This is a genomic window from Pseudomonas sp. B33.4 (assembly GCF_034555375.1).
Taxonomy (GTDB): domain Bacteria; phylum Pseudomonadota; class Gammaproteobacteria; order Pseudomonadales; family Pseudomonadaceae; genus Aquipseudomonas.
Map to the genome: position 1 here is coordinate 5,455,623 of NZ_CP140706.1, position 13,642 is coordinate 5,469,264.

The following is a 13,642-nucleotide window of genomic DNA, read 5'->3' on the forward strand; positions in this document are numbered from 1 at the left end:
TGGCGCGCCGGTTTCGGCGCGCCAGCAGACACTTAAAGTGTCGAGAGGAAGGTGCTGTTGTTGGCCTGCCATTCGGTGATATCGAGGCGGATGCGCTTCTTGTCGAGCTTGCCGACGCTGGTCTTGGGAATTTCGGTAACAAGGGCGATCTGACTCGGAATCGCCCACTTGCTCAAGTGGCCCAACTCCACGAACGGCTTGAGGTGTTCCTTGAGCTCGCGCGCCCCGATCACGTGCCCTTCGCGGATCACCAGCAGAGCAAACGGACGCTCGCCCCACTGCGGATCGGCGATGCCCACCACTGCTACTTCGCGTACCGCGACATGACGGCTGATCAAGTCTTCGAGGTCCAGCGAGGAGATCCATTCGCCTCCGGTCTTGATCACGTCCTTGATGCGGTCGCGGATATCGATCACGCCCATGCTGTCAAGCGTGGCGACGTCGCCAGTGTGCAGCCAGCCGCCGGCCCAGAGCTCGGCGCCCTTCTGCGGCTCGTTGAAATAACCCTCGGTGAGCCACGGCGCGCGCAGCACCAATTCGCCTTGGGTCTCGCCGTCGGCGGGGAGAAATTTACCCTCGCCGTCGACAATCGCCGCTTCCACCAGCGGCCCCGGTACGCCAGCCTTGATCCGGTAAGTCGTGCGTTCGTCTTCAGTGCCGGCCATCAATTCATCATTGAGGTGCGCGCAAGACACCAGCGGACCGGTTTCCGACATGCCGTAGGCGGCGGTGAGCTGAATGCCACGGGCCTTGGCGGTTTCATACAAGGTGCGGTTGAGTGCGCTGCCGCCAATGACGATTTTCCAGCCGCCGAAATCGGTGTTCTGCGCGCCTTTGGCGTTGAGCAGCATTTGCAGGATGGTCGGCACGCAGTGAGAGAAGGTGACCTTTTCCTTGCGCCACAACTCGACGAGAAACTCCGGTTCGTAGCGCCCTGGATAAACCTGTTTAAGGCCAAGCATGGTCGCCACGTACGGCAGACCCCAGGCGTGGACGTGGAACATCGGCGTGATCGGCATGTACACATCGTTGGTGCCAAGCAGGCGCACACTGTCGATCGAGCCCATGATCGTCGACACGCCCATGGTGTGCAGCACCAGTTGCCGATGGGTGAAATACACGCCTTTCGGGTTGCCAGTGGTGCCGGTGGTGTAGAACGTGGTGGCGACCGAGTTTTCGTCGAAGTCCTGGAAATCGTACTGCGCACTGGCGGCAGCCAACAGTTGCTCGTACTCGCCGACCAGATTCGGCAAGTCGGCAGTTTTTTCCGGCAGATCGGTCAGCAGCAGGGTTTTCTCGACCGTGGTCAGGTGCGGTGCAATCGCTTGGTACAGACCGACGAACTCGCTGTTGACCAGCACAAAGCGGTCCTCGGCGTGGTTCATGGTGTAGAGGATCTGTTCCGGCGACAGGCGCACGTTGATGGTGTGGATCACCGCGCCAATCATCGGTATCGCGAACATGCACTCCAGATAACGGTGGCTGTCCCAGTCCATCACCGCCACCGTATCACCGGCCTTCACACCGGCCGCCGTCAGCACATTGGCCAGGCGTGCCACCCGTTCGATCAGCGTCGGGTAGCTGTAGCGCAACTGGTCACGGTAGATGATCTCGCGGGTTTTCTCGTAACGGGCCCCGGACATCAGCAGCCGTTTGATCAGCAATGGATACTGGTAGGCCCCATCGGCCGGGGGAATGACGCGAGTCTGCAACATAAGAATCCCTTTTCTGACTGCACGGTGTTGGCGTAGAGATTGGTACTCTAGAACCCTTATACGCCAGCCAAATCAGCCAAAGGAATGATTTGCAAAGCCGTACAAATGCTAGCTTTGCGCCAGCATTTGCCGGTTTTCATCATCTGTCAGGCGGTTTGTCCTACAGCCTCCTCAGAAGGCGTGCGTGGGAAAACCACCGCAGCGAGGAAGGTCAACGCGCCGAAGCCCGCGAGAATCAAATACAGGCCTACGAAACCTTGGCGCGGTTCGACATAGGAAATCAGCGGAATCGCTGTCGCACTGGCACCGAACGATAAACAGTAACGCAGGGCGAAGATTCGCGATTGCCATTGCGGGGCGACGAAGTTGGCAACCATCGCATCGTTCACTGTTACCTGACCGAACACCACGAACATGAACGCCGCACCGAGGGCGATGACTGTCCAGCCGTCGGCATAAGCCAGCGCGAACAGCAGCGGCGCCTGGCACAGCGTCAGGACAATGAACGGCCACTTCAGACTGAAGCGGTGCAACACCCGGCCAATGCTCAACTGCGCCACCGCGCCAAAGGCATAAGCCAGACTGACCACCACACCGAGGGTCTGCGGCGAAGCGAACAGGTCATGCAAACGCTCCTGAAAAAGTTTCGGATAAGTCATGGTGGTGGCGTTGAACACCACACCGCCAGTGGCGGTGGCCAGCGCCAGCACGCCGAACACCATGACCATCGAAATGCGCTGACCAGCGGCGCCTTTGAGCGGCGTGTGCGGGCGTTCCGGGATCGGTTCTTCTCGCACCTGCAAGGCGAAACCGATGCCCAACACAATCGCCACCGCGCCCGGTAACAGAAACGCCCAACGCCAGCCGAACTGCGCCACCAGCAAGCCAGTGATCAGCGCCGAAAACGCCACGCCCAGATTGCCCCACATGCCGTTGATGCCAATTTCACGGCCACGGTTTTGCGCATAAGCCACCAGCATCGCCGTGCCCACCGGGTGGTAAATCGCCGCGAAAATGCCGATCAGGGTCAGGCCGGTCACCAGCATGGTCGGGCTGTTGCTCAGGCCGGTGAAAATCGCCGAAGCACCGATGCCGAAGAAAAACACCAGCATCATCTGCCGCCGACTCCAGTGATCGCCGAGCCAACCGGCGGGTAGCGAGCAGGCACCGAAGGCGATAAAGCCCCCCAGTGACAGGCCGATCAGCGCGGCATAGTCGAGACCAAAAACCTGGGTCATGCCGAGCACGGCGGCGGGAAAAATCAGCATGAACATGTGATCGATCACATGTGCGGCATTGATGTAGCGGATGACGTTTCTCGATTGATTCATGGCTGCACGCTTTACGTTGTTGTGTGCCGCTTATGCTAAGTTGGCGAAAAAGCGCATTCCTGCCAAACAAGTCATTGAATCCGACATGTTGATTAGCCATTTCGAACACGGCCCGGTGAGTGCCTACCCCCGGGATTATCTGGACGGCGCGCACCAGCCGCTGCACCTGCATCGCGAAGCGCAGTTGCTGTATGCCGTCAGTGGCATCATGCGGGTGGTCACCGAACGCGGGGCCTGGGTGATTCCGCCGAGCCGCGCGGTATGGATTCCGCCAGAGGTGGCGCACGAGATTTTCATGAGTGGCGATGTGCAAATGCGTTCGTTGTTCATCGCTCCCGAGCTGTCACCGGCCAGCCTGCAACAGTGTTGCGTGCTGGCGGTGACGCCGTTGTTGCGCGAGCTGATCCTGCGCGCGGTGCAAGGCCCGCCGCACGCCGACAATCCGTTGATTCAGCAATTGATGCTCGAAGAACTGGCCAGCCTGGAAAACCTGCCGCTGCATATCCCGATGCCCACTGACCGGCGCCTGCAGAACATCTGTCTGGCGCTGCTGCACACCCCGGATCACCCGAACACCCTGGAAGACTGGGCGCAGCAGGTCGGTGCCAGCTCACGAACATTGGCGCGGCTGTTCCAGCAACAATTGCAGATGAGTTTCAACGCCTGGCGCCAGCAATTGCGCCTGATGGAAGCCCTGCCGCGCCTGCTCGCCGGGGACAGCGTGCAGCGTGTGGCACGGGATCTGGGTTACGGCAGCGCGCGGGCGTTCAGCGCGATGTTTCGGCGTCTGCTTGGGGAGAATCCCCGCGATTACCTGAATACCCTGAGCAAGCTCAGCGCACTCGTGTAGGAGCTGCCGAAGGCTGCGATCTATTGATCTTGATCCTGAAAAAAGATCAAAAGATCGCAGCCTTCGGCAGCTCCTACCTAGCAGGATCAATGCATCTCGGTAAACGCGATTTTCACGCCGAGAGCAATCAGCACCGCGCCCATGGTGCGGTCGAACCAGTGGCCCATGCGGGCGAAACCGGCGCGCACGCGTTGCTGGCTGAACAGCATCGCGACGAGGCAAAACCACAGGGCCGTTGCGACCGCCAGGTAAATACCGTAACCGGCCTGCACCGCCAGCGGCGTGTGCGGGTTGATCACCACCGTGAACAGTGACAGGAAGAACAGCGTGGCTTTCGGATTCAGACCGTTGGTCACAAAGCCCGAGGTGAACGCGCCGCGAGCGGTGCGCACACCGGCCTCTTTGTGCAGATCATCGGTCACGGTTTTTGCCGGTTGCGCACGCAAGGCTTTGAAACCGATGTACAGCAGATAAGCCGCAGCGGCCCATTTCAAGGCGTTGAACAGCACGATCGACTGCGACACGATCAGGCCGATACCGAGCAGCGAATATCCGACGTGCAGGAAAATCGCCGTGCCCACACCCAGTGCGGTCCAGGTGCCGGCGCGGCGACCGTGGGCCACGCTCTCGCGCACCACCACGGCAAAGTCCGGGCCGGGGCTGGCCACGGCCAACAGATGGATCAGTGCAACGGTCAAGAACTCGGTCCAGTACATGGGGGCTCCTTTCGGACAAGCGTATCAATTTGTTTCATCTGGTAGGCTCGGAAGATTACGCCCTACGCTCACAGCACAAAAGGTACAGTTGATGACGAACACGCGCCGCGCGGTATTCCTTGATCACCCTTCGCTGGATCTCGGCGATCTGGACCTCAGTCCATTGCGTGATTGTTTCGGCGATCTGCAATTGTTCGCACAGACTTTGCCCGAGCAAGTTGCCGAGCGCCTGCAGGGCGCCACCGTGGCGATCAGCAACAAGATCCTGATCGACGCCGCCGCGATGGCCGCCAATCCCGATCTGAAACTGATCCTGATCACCGCCACCGGCACCAACAACGTCGACCTCGCCGCCGCCCGCGCTCAGGGCATCACCGTGTGCAACTGCCAGGGTTACGGCACGCCGTCAGTGGCGCAGCACACGATCATGCTGCTGCTCAACCTCGCCACCCGCCTGGCCGATTACCAGAAAGCCGTCAGCGAAGGCCGCTGGCAGCAGGCCAAACAGTTCTGTCTGCTCGACTACCCGATCGTCGAACTGGAAGGCAAAACCCTTGGCCTGCTTGGGCATGGCGAACTCGGCGGCGCTGTGGCGCGACTGGCCGAAGCCTTCGGCATGCGCGTATTGCTCGGGCAGATTCCCGGGCGCCCTGCTCGCCCGGATCGTCTGCCGCTGGATGAACTGCTGCCACAAATCGATGCCCTCACTCTGCATTGCCCTCTCAACGAGCACACGCGCCACTTCATCGGCGCCCGCGAACTGGCCTCGATGAAGTCCGGTGCGTTCGTGGTCAACACCGCCCGTGGCGGTCTGATCGATGAACAGGCGTTGGCCGAGGCCCTGCGCAGTGGTCATCTTGGCGGTGCGGCCACCGATGTATTGAGTGTCGAGCCGCCGACTCAGGGCAATCCGTTGCTCGCGGCAGACATTCCACGCCTCATCGTTACGCCACACAACGCTTGGGGCAGCCGCGAGGCACGCCAGCGCATCGTCGGCCAATTGACCGAAAACGCTCAGGCGTTCTTCAGCGGTAAGGCGCTGCGGGTCGTCAGTTGATAAACTGCGGCACTTTTTTTTGAGGAGCAGTTATGGATCCGCGCAGTGAAGTACTGCTTCGTCAGCCCGAGTTGTTTCAAGGTTCGCTGTTGCTGGCCGGTTTGCCCGCCGACGATTTGCTTGGGCGCCTGCCCAACGCGTTCGGCTGGTGCTGGCATGCTGGCGACCAGGCCGCGCTGGACGCCCGTTTCGAAGGTCGCAGCCATTTCGGCGTGAACGTCCCGGAGCGCGAGTTCGACAGCGCCGTGGTGTTCCTGCCCAAGTCCAAGGACCTGACTGATTACATCCTCAACGCCGTGGCCTCACGTCTGGCCGGGCGTGAAGTGTTTCTGGTCGGGGAAAAACGCAGTGGCATCGAGGGCGCATCCAAGCAGCTCAACCCGTTCGGCAAACCGCGCAAGCTCGACAGCGCGCGCCACTGCCAGCTCTGGCAAGTGACTGTGGCCAACGCCCCGGAAGCGAAATCCCTGGAAAGCCTGGCGCAGACTTACGAACTGCCACTGGCTGAAGGCCCGTTGAAAGTCATCAGCCTGCCGGGCGTGTTCAGCCATGGTCGCCTGGATCGCGGCAGCGCCCTGTTGCTGGAGCATCTGGACAAATTGCCGAGCGGCCATTTGCTCGACTTTGGTTGCGGCGCTGGCGTGTTGGGGGCTGCGGTAAAACGTCGCTATCCGCACAATCAAGTGACGTTGCTGGACGTGGATGCTTTCGCTGCTGCCAGCAGCCGTCTGACCCTGGCTGCAAACGGTCTGGAAGCCGAAGTGTTGACCGGGGACGGGATCGACGCTGCGCCGATGGGTTTGAACGCGATTCTGAGCAACCCGCCGTTCCATGTCGGCGTGCACACCGATTACTTCGCCACTGAGAATTTGCTGCGAAAAGCGGCGAAACATCTGAAAAACGGCGGCGAACTACGCTTGGTCGCGAACAGCTTCCTCAAGTATCAACCGCTGATCGAAGAGCATCTGGGTATCTGCGCGATCAAGGCCGAGGGCAATGGTTTCCGGATTTACCGAGCCAAGCGCGGCTGAAACCTCTTTTAAAAAAGAGGCTTGCTCAATCGGATTTGCCTAGGCAGAATCCGCTCCGTCCTAGGGGAGTAGTCTCCCACGAGCGCCATGCTCGTCCGGCATACGTCAACATACTTGATCCTCAGATCATGGCGTATGCGACCCAAGCGTCCGCAGCAGACGGATCGCAGGGTTTGACAAGACCTATGACACGCACACCTTACCCGGGGCGGGAAGGCTGTACGTGTCATAGCCGTGTCGACCCGCCCCTTAGGAAATCCTGATGCTGGACTCGTTACTCGTTCCCACCGCAATCGTTGCCTTGGCCGAAATCGGCGACAAGACGCAACTGCTCGCGCTGATTCTCGCCGCTCGCTTCCGCAAACCCTGGCCGATCATTGCCGGCATTGTCGCTGCGACCCTGGCCAACCACGCAGCAGCCGGTGCGGTAGGCGCCTGGTTCGGCAGTTTCTTCTCGAATGCGACACTGCACTGGATCCTCGCCGCGAGCTTCACGGCCACGGCGCTGTGGACGCTGGTCCCGGACAAAATGGACGACGATGAAACCAGCACCGCGCGCAAGTTCGGGCCGTTCCTGACCACGCTGATTGCGTTCTTCCTGGCGGAAATGGGCGACAAGACTCAGGTCGCCACGGTAATGCTCGCCGCGCAATACCCGGATCTGTGGCTGGTAATTATCGGTACCACGGCGGGCATGTTGATTGCCAACGTGCCGGTGGTGCTGGCAGGTAACTTCGCCGCAGACAAATTGCCACTGACCTTGATCCGTCGCCTCGCGGCGTCGGCATTCATGATTCTGGCGATCGTTGCGGTGTACAAGGCGATGCAGAGCAGTGGCTGGATTTAAAGCAGCTTCAAGCTTCAAGCAACGAGCTGCAAGCCAAGCGAGTCTGCTTTGACTTGCAGCTTGCAGCTTACTGCTTGCTGCTGTTGTAAAGCGGCATGACCTTCGGAATCGCCGCCTGCAACGAGGCAATCCGGCTGGCCGAGGCTGGGTGAGTACTCATGAACTCTGGCGGCGAACCTTCCGACGCCTTGCTCATCTTGTTCCACAAAGTGATCGCGGCGTTCGGGTTGTAACCGGCGCGTGCAGCCAGCTCCAGACCGATCAGATCGGCTTCGTTTTCGTTGGCGCGGCTGTTCGGCAGGGTCATGCCGTAGTTGGCCACGGTGTCGGCCAGCGCCAGACTGTCCTGACCCAGACCCAGCAATGCACCCGCGCCCTGCTTGGCCATTTCAATCCCGTAGGCCTTGGACATCGCTTCACGACCGTGCTCGCGCAGGGCGTGGGCGATTTCATGGCCCATGACCGCGGCGATTTCATCGTCGGTCAGTTTCAGACTGTCGATCAGCCCGGTGTAGAAAATGATCTTGCCGCCAGGCCCACAGTTGGCATTGAGCTCATCGCTCTTGATCAGATTGACTTCCCACTGCCATTGCGCCGCATCCGGGCGGAAGTTCGGCGCCTGGGCGATCAGGCGGTTGGCAATCGCCTGAACCCGCTTGGCCTCAGGGCTGGTCTTGTCCAGCACACCCTTGCTGGAGGCTTCACCGACAGTCTTCTGATACGACTGGGCATACATCTGGTCGACCTCTTGCGAGGACAGCATGCTGAACATGTACTGCTTGCGCTCCACACCCACGGCACCGCCGCTGGTGGTGTTGACCGACTGACAACCGGCCAGCAACAGCGCTGCGCTCAGTGCACTTACAACCAATGTCTTGTTCATTCAAAAGCTCCCTGAAAACCTGCGCGTATCCTAGGCGGGTAATTGTATCGACGCCAGATACAACGGACGTGCTGCAACGACTTTCAGACGTTTCCCACCAGAGCTGTCGTAAAAAATTCACAGCGACTGCCAAGTCCCGTGCTACTGCGTCGCGCACAGATCCATTTGCGACATCGGCTTGTAATTGCACCGGCTCGCGCTCATGGCCCAATGCCGCCTGCCGATACATCACCGCAGACGTCCTCTTGCGTGCGGAGCTCCCATGAAGTTCAAGTCGATCCAGTTTTCCGTTGCCGCCCTGGCCGGCGCCATCGTGCTCAGCGTGGTGGCCGCGCTGGTGCTGTACGCGCTGTTCTCCGGTGCACGCACGCAAGAAATGGTGCAACAGCGCACCCAGGCCCAGTTCGAGCAAGTCATCGAACAGCGCCTGACTTCGCTGGCACAAACCCAGGTCAGCCAGATTCAGCGCGAACTCGAAGCGCCGCTGTTGATTGCCGGCGGGCTGGTACGGGTCAATGCCCTGCTCGGTACGCCGGACGCCGATGGCCAACCGCGCCTGAGCGTCAGCCGCGAGCAACTGATCAGCCTGATCAAAGAGAACGTGGAAAAGAACCCGAAGATTCTCGGCACCTACATCGGCTGGGAAAAAAACGCCCTCGACCACAATGACGCAGCCTACGTCGGCACCAGCGTGGTTGGCATCGACGCGGCCAACGGGCGTTTTCTGCCGTGGTGGTTCCGCAACGATGACGGCACCCTCGGCCTGGACAAACTGGTCGACGTCGACGACCAGAAAACCCTGTCCACCGGTGTGCGTGCCAGCGAGTACTACCTGTGCTCGAAAGAGAGCAAAAAAGCCTGCGTGATCGATCCGGCGCCGTACAAAGTCGGCGACAAGATCGTCATGCTCGCCTCCTTTATTGAACCGATCATGCTCAACGGCGCCTTCCAGGGCATCGTCGGTGCTGACCTGTCGGTGAACTTCATCCAGGAAATGCTCCTCGCTGCCAACCAGAAGCTCTACAGCGGCGCCGGGCAAATGGCCCTGATCGGCGGCAATGGCCGCATCGTTGCCTACACCAAAGACGCCAGCAAATTCGGCGAAAAAGTCAGCGACATCCTCGACGCCGAGCAGATTGCCAACATGGCCAATCTCAAGCGCGGCGAAGTGAATTACTCGGTTAACAAGGATAAGGGTCGCATCGAGTTGTACCTGCCGTTCGGCATCGGCCAGACCGACGCGCGCTGGACACTGATGCTGCAACTGCCGCTCAACGCCGTGATGGCGGATCTGCAAAAACTGCAGGCCGACCTCGATGCGCAACGCAAGTCCGACACATTCGGCATGGCCATGGTTGGTCTGCTCATCGCCGGCCTCGGCCTGCTAGTGATCTGGCTGGTTGGCCACGGCATCGCCCGACCACTGAAGCAGATGGTCGCGATGCTCAATGACATCGCTCAGGGCGAAGGTGATCTGACCCGACGCTTGAGCAGCGATCGCAGTGATGAACTGGGCTCGATCGCCAAGGGTTTCAACACCTTCCTGGCGAAATTGCAGGCGATGATCACCCAGGTAGTGACCTCGGTGCAGAGCGTCAGCGATTCTTCGGAACACACGGCCGACATCGCGATTCGCACCAATATCGGTATCCAGAAGCAAATGGCCGAGATCGATCAGGTGGCCACGGCGGTGCAGGAAATGACCGCCACCGCTCAGGATGTCGCGCGTAATGCGACTCAGGCTGCGCAAGCGGCCAGCCATGCCGATCAGGCGGCGAGTCAGGGCATGCAGATTGTTCGTGACACCTCGAACTCGATTGGCGTGCTGGCGGTGGAAATCGGCAAGGCCGTAGACGTGGTGCAGACGCTGGCCAAGGACAGCGAGAACATCAATGCGATTCTCACGGCGATTCGCGGGATTGCCGAGCAGACCAACCTGCTGGCGCTGAACGCGGCGATCGAAGCAGCGCGCGCCGGGGAGCAAGGTCGCGGCTTTGCCGTGGTGGCCGACGAGGTGCGCAATCTGGCGCAGAAAACCCAGAAAGCCACTGAAGAAATCCAGAGCATGATCCAGCAACTGCAGCAGGGCACACGCGATGTCGTGCGGGTCATGGAAGACAGCCAGAACCGTACAGATGAAAGCGTGCAGCATGCGGCGAAAGCGGCTCAAGCGCTGGAAACGATTACTCAGGCAGTATCGGTGATCAACGACATGAACACTCAGATTGCCAGTGCGGCCGAAGAACAGAGCGCGGTGGCGGATGACATCAACCGCAATGTGATCAATATCGGGCAAGTGGCCAATGAAGTGGCGGGCGGTGCGGATGAATCGAGTTCGGCGAGTGCGGATCTGACCAAATTGGCTGAGCAGCAGCGGCGGTTGATCAATCAGTTCAAGGTCTGAGGTTAAGACACCCTCACCCCAGCCCTCTCCCGGAGGGAGAGGGGGCCGACCGAGGTTTCTACCGTCATGCATCGACCTGAAATAACCGGTCGATTATGGATTCAAAGCGGAGCGTTCAAGTCGGTGTATTCCGTCAATATCCCCCAATCAGCCCCCTCTCCTTCCAGGAGAGGGGGCCGACCGAGTTGTCTCCCGTCATGCATCGACCTGAAATAACCGGTCGATTATGGATTCGGTGAAAAGCGTTCAAGTCGGTGTATCACTTCAATATCCCCCAATCAGTCCCCTCTCCCTCCGGGAGAGGGCTAGGGTGAGGGGCTTTTGATCTAAATGCTTTAACCCGGGGTCAAACACTCCGGCCCATTGAGTTTCGGATCATTGATCAGATTCGCCAACACCCGCTCACGCAATGCAGCGGGTTCACTGGCCAGCAACCCCTGCAGCACATGCAACGGCGTCTCGGGATCGAGCCACGCCGCCTGCCCCGCCTCATCAAGAATCAGCGGCCGCCGCTGACTCGACGCCGGTTGAGTAATCACCGCCGTGCTCAACCAGACCTGCTCCTGCACCGGGTACGCCTCCCAGATTGCCGCGAAAAACAGCGACGAGCCCTCCCCAGGCGTCAGCCAGTATGGGCGCTTGCGCTGGGTGCCGCGCCATTCGTAAAAACCATTGGCTGGCAGCAGGCAGCGACGCTGGCGCAGCGCCTCACGAAACATCGGCTGCTCGGCAACCGTTTCCGCACGAGCATGCGCCGGCGTCTTCGACAGATCGGTCAGCCACGGCGGCGTCAACCCCCAACGGGCACGGGCCAGTGTGCGCTCGCCGTCTTCTCCGGCACGCAGCATCAACACCGAATCATTGGGGGAAATGTTCCATTGCGCCTGCTGATCGGCGGGAAAACCTGGCAGGGCCGCGAAGTCGCGGTTCCAGCGAAACAGGGCATAACGTCCACACATGGGGCAACACGACTCTGAATAAAACGAAGCTCAGCCTAACAGACCAGCGTGCCGGGGAAGCTCTCCGGTTCATCGCCGGGCAGCGGCAGCGCGGCATTGTACGCGGTGATCAGCTCGCGGGCGTATTCGGCCTGATCGTTATCCACAGATAACCCCAACAGACCGAAGATCGGCAATTCGCCCGTACCGCCAAGCAAATCGCGGCCAATCAGGTGCGCCTCGATGCCTTCGCTGGCGAGCATGCCCTTGAGCATTTCGCCTTCCATCAGGTTTTCCGGCTCGTAGATTCGCTGCATGGGCGCGCCTCACTCGTTTTCGCTGAAGACTTCCAGATGCCATTCCTCTCCATGAACCTGCAATACAAACGTGATCGGCCGACAACACACCTGACAGTCTTCGATATAGGTCTGATCGCCGCCAGACAGGTCTACCGTCGTCTCAACAACCTCCCCACAATAAGGACAATCATACTGAGCGGTTTCCAGCATCGCGGTCTCCCAAGTGACTTGTGCGTATAATCGCCGGTCTATTTGCAGGGCTATTTTTGTCTGGCTACTTTTTCAGACCGTGCCCCGCGGGTTTTCGATCAAAACCTTTACTTACCCTAGCCGTTTCCAACAAGAGAGCATGATGGGCGAATTCGATGCCATCCGACCTTACGACGACAGCGAAGTACCTGTGGTACTGGCAAGACTGCTCGGCGACAAGGCGTTTCTAGATATCCTCACCCACTTCCGCTTCCCGCGCTTTGCCGGTGCCTTCGGCTGGATGCTCAAACCACTTATAGCCCATCGGCTGCGTCGTGAGTTCGCCGACGTGACCTCGGTAGCGACGTTGCAGGACAAGGTCGAGTCCTACGTCGACCACACCATCGAGCGCGCCACTGACGGCGTGACCTACACCGGTGTCGAGCAATTCAAGTCCGGCAGCGCTTATCTGTTCATCGCCAACCACCGCGACATCGTGATGGACCCGGCCTTCGTCAACTACGCCGTGTACCACGCCGGCCTGCCGACGCCGCGCATCGCGATTGGCGACAACCTGCTGCAAAAGCCGTTTGTCAGCGATCTGATGCGTTTGAACAAGAGCTTTATCGTCCACCGTTCGATCACCGGCCGTCGCGAGAAAATGGCTGCGTATCAACTGCTGTCGGCGTACATCAACCACTCGATCCGCAACGATTGCGCCTCGATCTGGATCGCTCAGGCTGAAGGCCGGGCGAAGGACGGCGACGACCGCACCGAGTCGGCGATCCTCAAGATGTTCCACATGAGCCGCAAGGACGAGCCGTTCGGCGAAGTTATTCGCTCGCTGAACGTCACCCCGGTGTCGATCAGCTACGAATACGACCCGTGCGACCAGGCCAAGGCCCGCGAGCTGTACATCCGCGCCACCACCGGCACTTACGCGAAAGCGCCGGGCGAGGATGACGTGAGCATTGCCAAGGGCATCACCGGCTACAAGGGCCGGGTGCACGTGAACTTTGCCGCGCCGATCACCGAGCTGTTCGAGGACACCAAGCAATTGGCGGTCGAGATGGACAAGCAGATTCTTGGCGGTTACCGGTTATTCCCGGTGCATTACCTGGCGTACGCGCAGTGGGCCGATGCGGATCCGCAATTGAATGTGCCGAAGGCTGCCGAGGTGTTCCCGGCGGATGAGCTGGCCAAGGCGCAGGAAGAATGGCAGGAACGGCTGGATGCGTGCCCTGAAGAGCACCGTCCGTATCTGGTCCTGCAATATGCGACGCCGGTGCGCAATCAGTACCGGGTGAAGGCTGGGTTGGCGCTGTAAATTTTCAGAGCAAGATCAAAAGATCGCAGCCTGCGGCAGCTCCTACAGTGGATTC

The 13,642-nt window shown here is 59.9% G+C and carries 13 protein-coding genes, 1 pseudogene and 1 riboswitch; of the genes and pseudogenes, 7 read left to right on the forward strand and 7 right to left on the reverse strand.

Annotated features, from left to right (window positions below):
- Window positions 1-32 precede the first annotated feature (32 nt).
- Together U6037_RS24000 and U6037_RS24005 are read right to left on the reverse strand one after the other, a co-directional pair.
- The gene (locus U6037_RS24000; protein ID WP_322844756.1) at window positions 33-1,715 is read right to left on the reverse strand and encodes a fatty acid--CoA ligase; all 1,683 of its coding nucleotides are present in this window, start codon (window positions 1,713-1,715) and stop codon (window positions 33-35) included.
- Between the two features lie 146 nt (window positions 1,716-1,861).
- The gene (locus U6037_RS24005) at window positions 1,862-3,046 is read right to left on the reverse strand and encodes an MFS transporter (protein ID WP_322844757.1); all 1,185 of its coding nucleotides are present in this window, start codon (window positions 3,044-3,046) and stop codon (window positions 1,862-1,864) included.
- A gap of 85 nt (window positions 3,047-3,131) precedes the next feature.
- Between U6037_RS24005 and U6037_RS24010 the strand changes: the two genes are divergently transcribed.
- Window positions 3,132-3,896 (forward strand): helix-turn-helix transcriptional regulator, encoded by a 765-nt coding sequence (locus tag U6037_RS24010; RefSeq protein ID WP_322844758.1) that lies wholly within the window; start codon window positions 3,132-3,134, stop codon window positions 3,894-3,896.
- Between the two features lie 86 nt (window positions 3,897-3,982).
- Here the strand turns inward: U6037_RS24010 and U6037_RS24015 are convergent, their stop codons facing one another.
- Window positions 3,983-4,612 (reverse strand): LysE family translocator, encoded by a 630-nt coding sequence (locus U6037_RS24015; RefSeq protein WP_322844759.1) that lies wholly within the window; start codon window positions 4,610-4,612, stop codon window positions 3,983-3,985.
- 91 nt (window positions 4,613-4,703) lie between these two features.
- Between U6037_RS24015 and U6037_RS24020 the strand changes: the two genes are divergently transcribed.
- From U6037_RS24020 to U6037_RS24030, 3 genes are all read left to right on the forward strand, one after another.
- Entirely contained in the window at window positions 4,704-5,669 is a 966-nt protein-coding gene (locus tag U6037_RS24020) for a 2-hydroxyacid dehydrogenase (protein ID WP_322844760.1), read from the forward strand.
- Between the two features lie 32 nt (window positions 5,670-5,701).
- Window positions 5,702-6,700 (forward strand): class I SAM-dependent methyltransferase, encoded by a 999-nt coding sequence (locus tag U6037_RS24025; RefSeq protein ID WP_322844761.1) that lies wholly within the window; start codon window positions 5,702-5,704, stop codon window positions 6,698-6,700.
- A gap of 51 nt (window positions 6,701-6,751) precedes the next feature.
- Window positions 6,752-6,874: riboswitch (yybP-ykoY riboswitch) on the forward strand.
- A gap of 88 nt (window positions 6,875-6,962) precedes the next feature.
- Entirely contained in the window at window positions 6,963-7,547 is a 585-nt protein-coding gene (locus U6037_RS24030; protein ID WP_102901152.1) for a TMEM165/GDT1 family protein, read from the forward strand.
- A gap of 67 nt (window positions 7,548-7,614) precedes the next feature.
- Here U6037_RS24030 and U6037_RS24035 read toward each other — a convergent pair whose 3' ends face one another.
- The gene (locus tag U6037_RS24035; protein ID WP_322844762.1) at window positions 7,615-8,430 is read right to left on the reverse strand and encodes a M48 family metallopeptidase; all 816 of its coding nucleotides are present in this window, start codon (window positions 8,428-8,430) and stop codon (window positions 7,615-7,617) included.
- Window positions 8,431-9,871: 1,441 nt separating this feature from the next.
- Between U6037_RS24035 and U6037_RS29555 the strand changes: the two are divergent.
- Window positions 9,872-9,931 (forward strand): annotated as a pseudogene (locus U6037_RS29555) (hypothetical protein); the annotation flags it as partial.
- Between the two features lie 198 nt (window positions 9,932-10,129).
- Window positions 10,130-10,834 (forward strand): methyl-accepting chemotaxis protein, encoded by a 705-nt coding sequence (locus U6037_RS29560; RefSeq protein WP_416221730.1) that lies wholly within the window; start codon window positions 10,130-10,132, stop codon window positions 10,832-10,834.
- A 335-nt stretch (window positions 10,835-11,169) separates the two neighbouring features.
- Here U6037_RS29560 and U6037_RS24045 read toward each other — a convergent pair whose 3' ends face one another.
- The 3 genes from U6037_RS24045 to U6037_RS24055 are packed head-to-tail and all read right to left on the reverse strand — an operon-like array spanning window position 11,170 to window position 12,281.
- Window positions 11,170-11,793, reverse strand: coding sequence for an SOS response-associated peptidase (locus U6037_RS24045; protein WP_150750487.1), 624 nt, complete (start codon window positions 11,791-11,793; stop codon window positions 11,170-11,172).
- Between the two features lie 35 nt (window positions 11,794-11,828).
- Window positions 11,829-12,089 (reverse strand): putative signal transducing protein, encoded by a 261-nt coding sequence (locus tag U6037_RS24050; protein WP_007912819.1) that lies wholly within the window; start codon window positions 12,087-12,089, stop codon window positions 11,829-11,831.
- Between the two features lie 9 nt (window positions 12,090-12,098).
- A complete protein-coding gene (locus tag U6037_RS24055; protein ID WP_322844764.1) occupies window positions 12,099-12,281 on the reverse strand; it encodes a CPXCG motif-containing cysteine-rich protein in 183 nt (60 codons plus the stop codon).
- A gap of 142 nt (window positions 12,282-12,423) precedes the next feature.
- On the opposite strand from U6037_RS24055, the gene U6037_RS24060 reads away from it, so the two are divergent.
- Complete coding sequence (locus U6037_RS24060; protein ID WP_322844765.1) at window positions 12,424-13,587, forward strand: 1-acyl-sn-glycerol-3-phosphate acyltransferase; 1,164 nt, start codon at window positions 12,424-12,426, stop codon at window positions 13,585-13,587.
- The last annotated feature ends 55 nt before the right edge of the window (window positions 13,588-13,642 follow it).

Bases quoted from the DNA above. Each gene is read 5' to 3' on its own strand.
- U6037_RS24000 (WP_322844756.1), bottom strand. From the start codon at position 1,715: ATGTTGCAGACTCGCGTCATTCCCCCGGCCGATGGGGCCTACCAGTAT.
- U6037_RS24005 (WP_322844757.1), bottom strand. From the start codon at position 3,046: ATGAATCAATCGAGAAACGTCATCCGCTACATCAATGCCGCACATGTG.
- U6037_RS24010 (WP_322844758.1), top strand. From the start codon at position 3,132: ATGTTGATTAGCCATTTCGAACACGGCCCGGTGAGTGCCTACCCCCGG.
- U6037_RS24015 (WP_322844759.1), bottom strand. From the start codon at position 4,612: ATGTACTGGACCGAGTTCTTGACCGTTGCACTGATCCATCTGTTGGCC.
- U6037_RS24020 (WP_322844760.1), top strand. From the start codon at position 4,704: ATGACGAACACGCGCCGCGCGGTATTCCTTGATCACCCTTCGCTGGAT.
- U6037_RS24025 (WP_322844761.1), top strand. From the start codon at position 5,702: ATGGATCCGCGCAGTGAAGTACTGCTTCGTCAGCCCGAGTTGTTTCAA.
- U6037_RS24030 (WP_102901152.1), top strand. From the start codon at position 6,963: ATGCTGGACTCGTTACTCGTTCCCACCGCAATCGTTGCCTTGGCCGAA.
- U6037_RS24035 (WP_322844762.1), bottom strand. From the start codon at position 8,430: ATGAACAAGACATTGGTTGTAAGTGCACTGAGCGCAGCGCTGTTGCTG.
- U6037_RS29560 (WP_416221730.1), top strand. From the start codon at position 10,130: ATGACCGCCACCGCTCAGGATGTCGCGCGTAATGCGACTCAGGCTGCG.
- U6037_RS24045 (WP_150750487.1), bottom strand. From the start codon at position 11,793: ATGTGTGGACGTTATGCCCTGTTTCGCTGGAACCGCGACTTCGCGGCC.
- U6037_RS24050 (WP_007912819.1), bottom strand. From the start codon at position 12,089: ATGCAGCGAATCTACGAGCCGGAAAACCTGATGGAAGGCGAAATGCTC.
- U6037_RS24055 (WP_322844764.1), bottom strand. From the start codon at position 12,281: ATGCTGGAAACCGCTCAGTATGATTGTCCTTATTGTGGGGAGGTTGTT.
- U6037_RS24060 (WP_322844765.1), top strand. From the start codon at position 12,424: ATGGGCGAATTCGATGCCATCCGACCTTACGACGACAGCGAAGTACCT.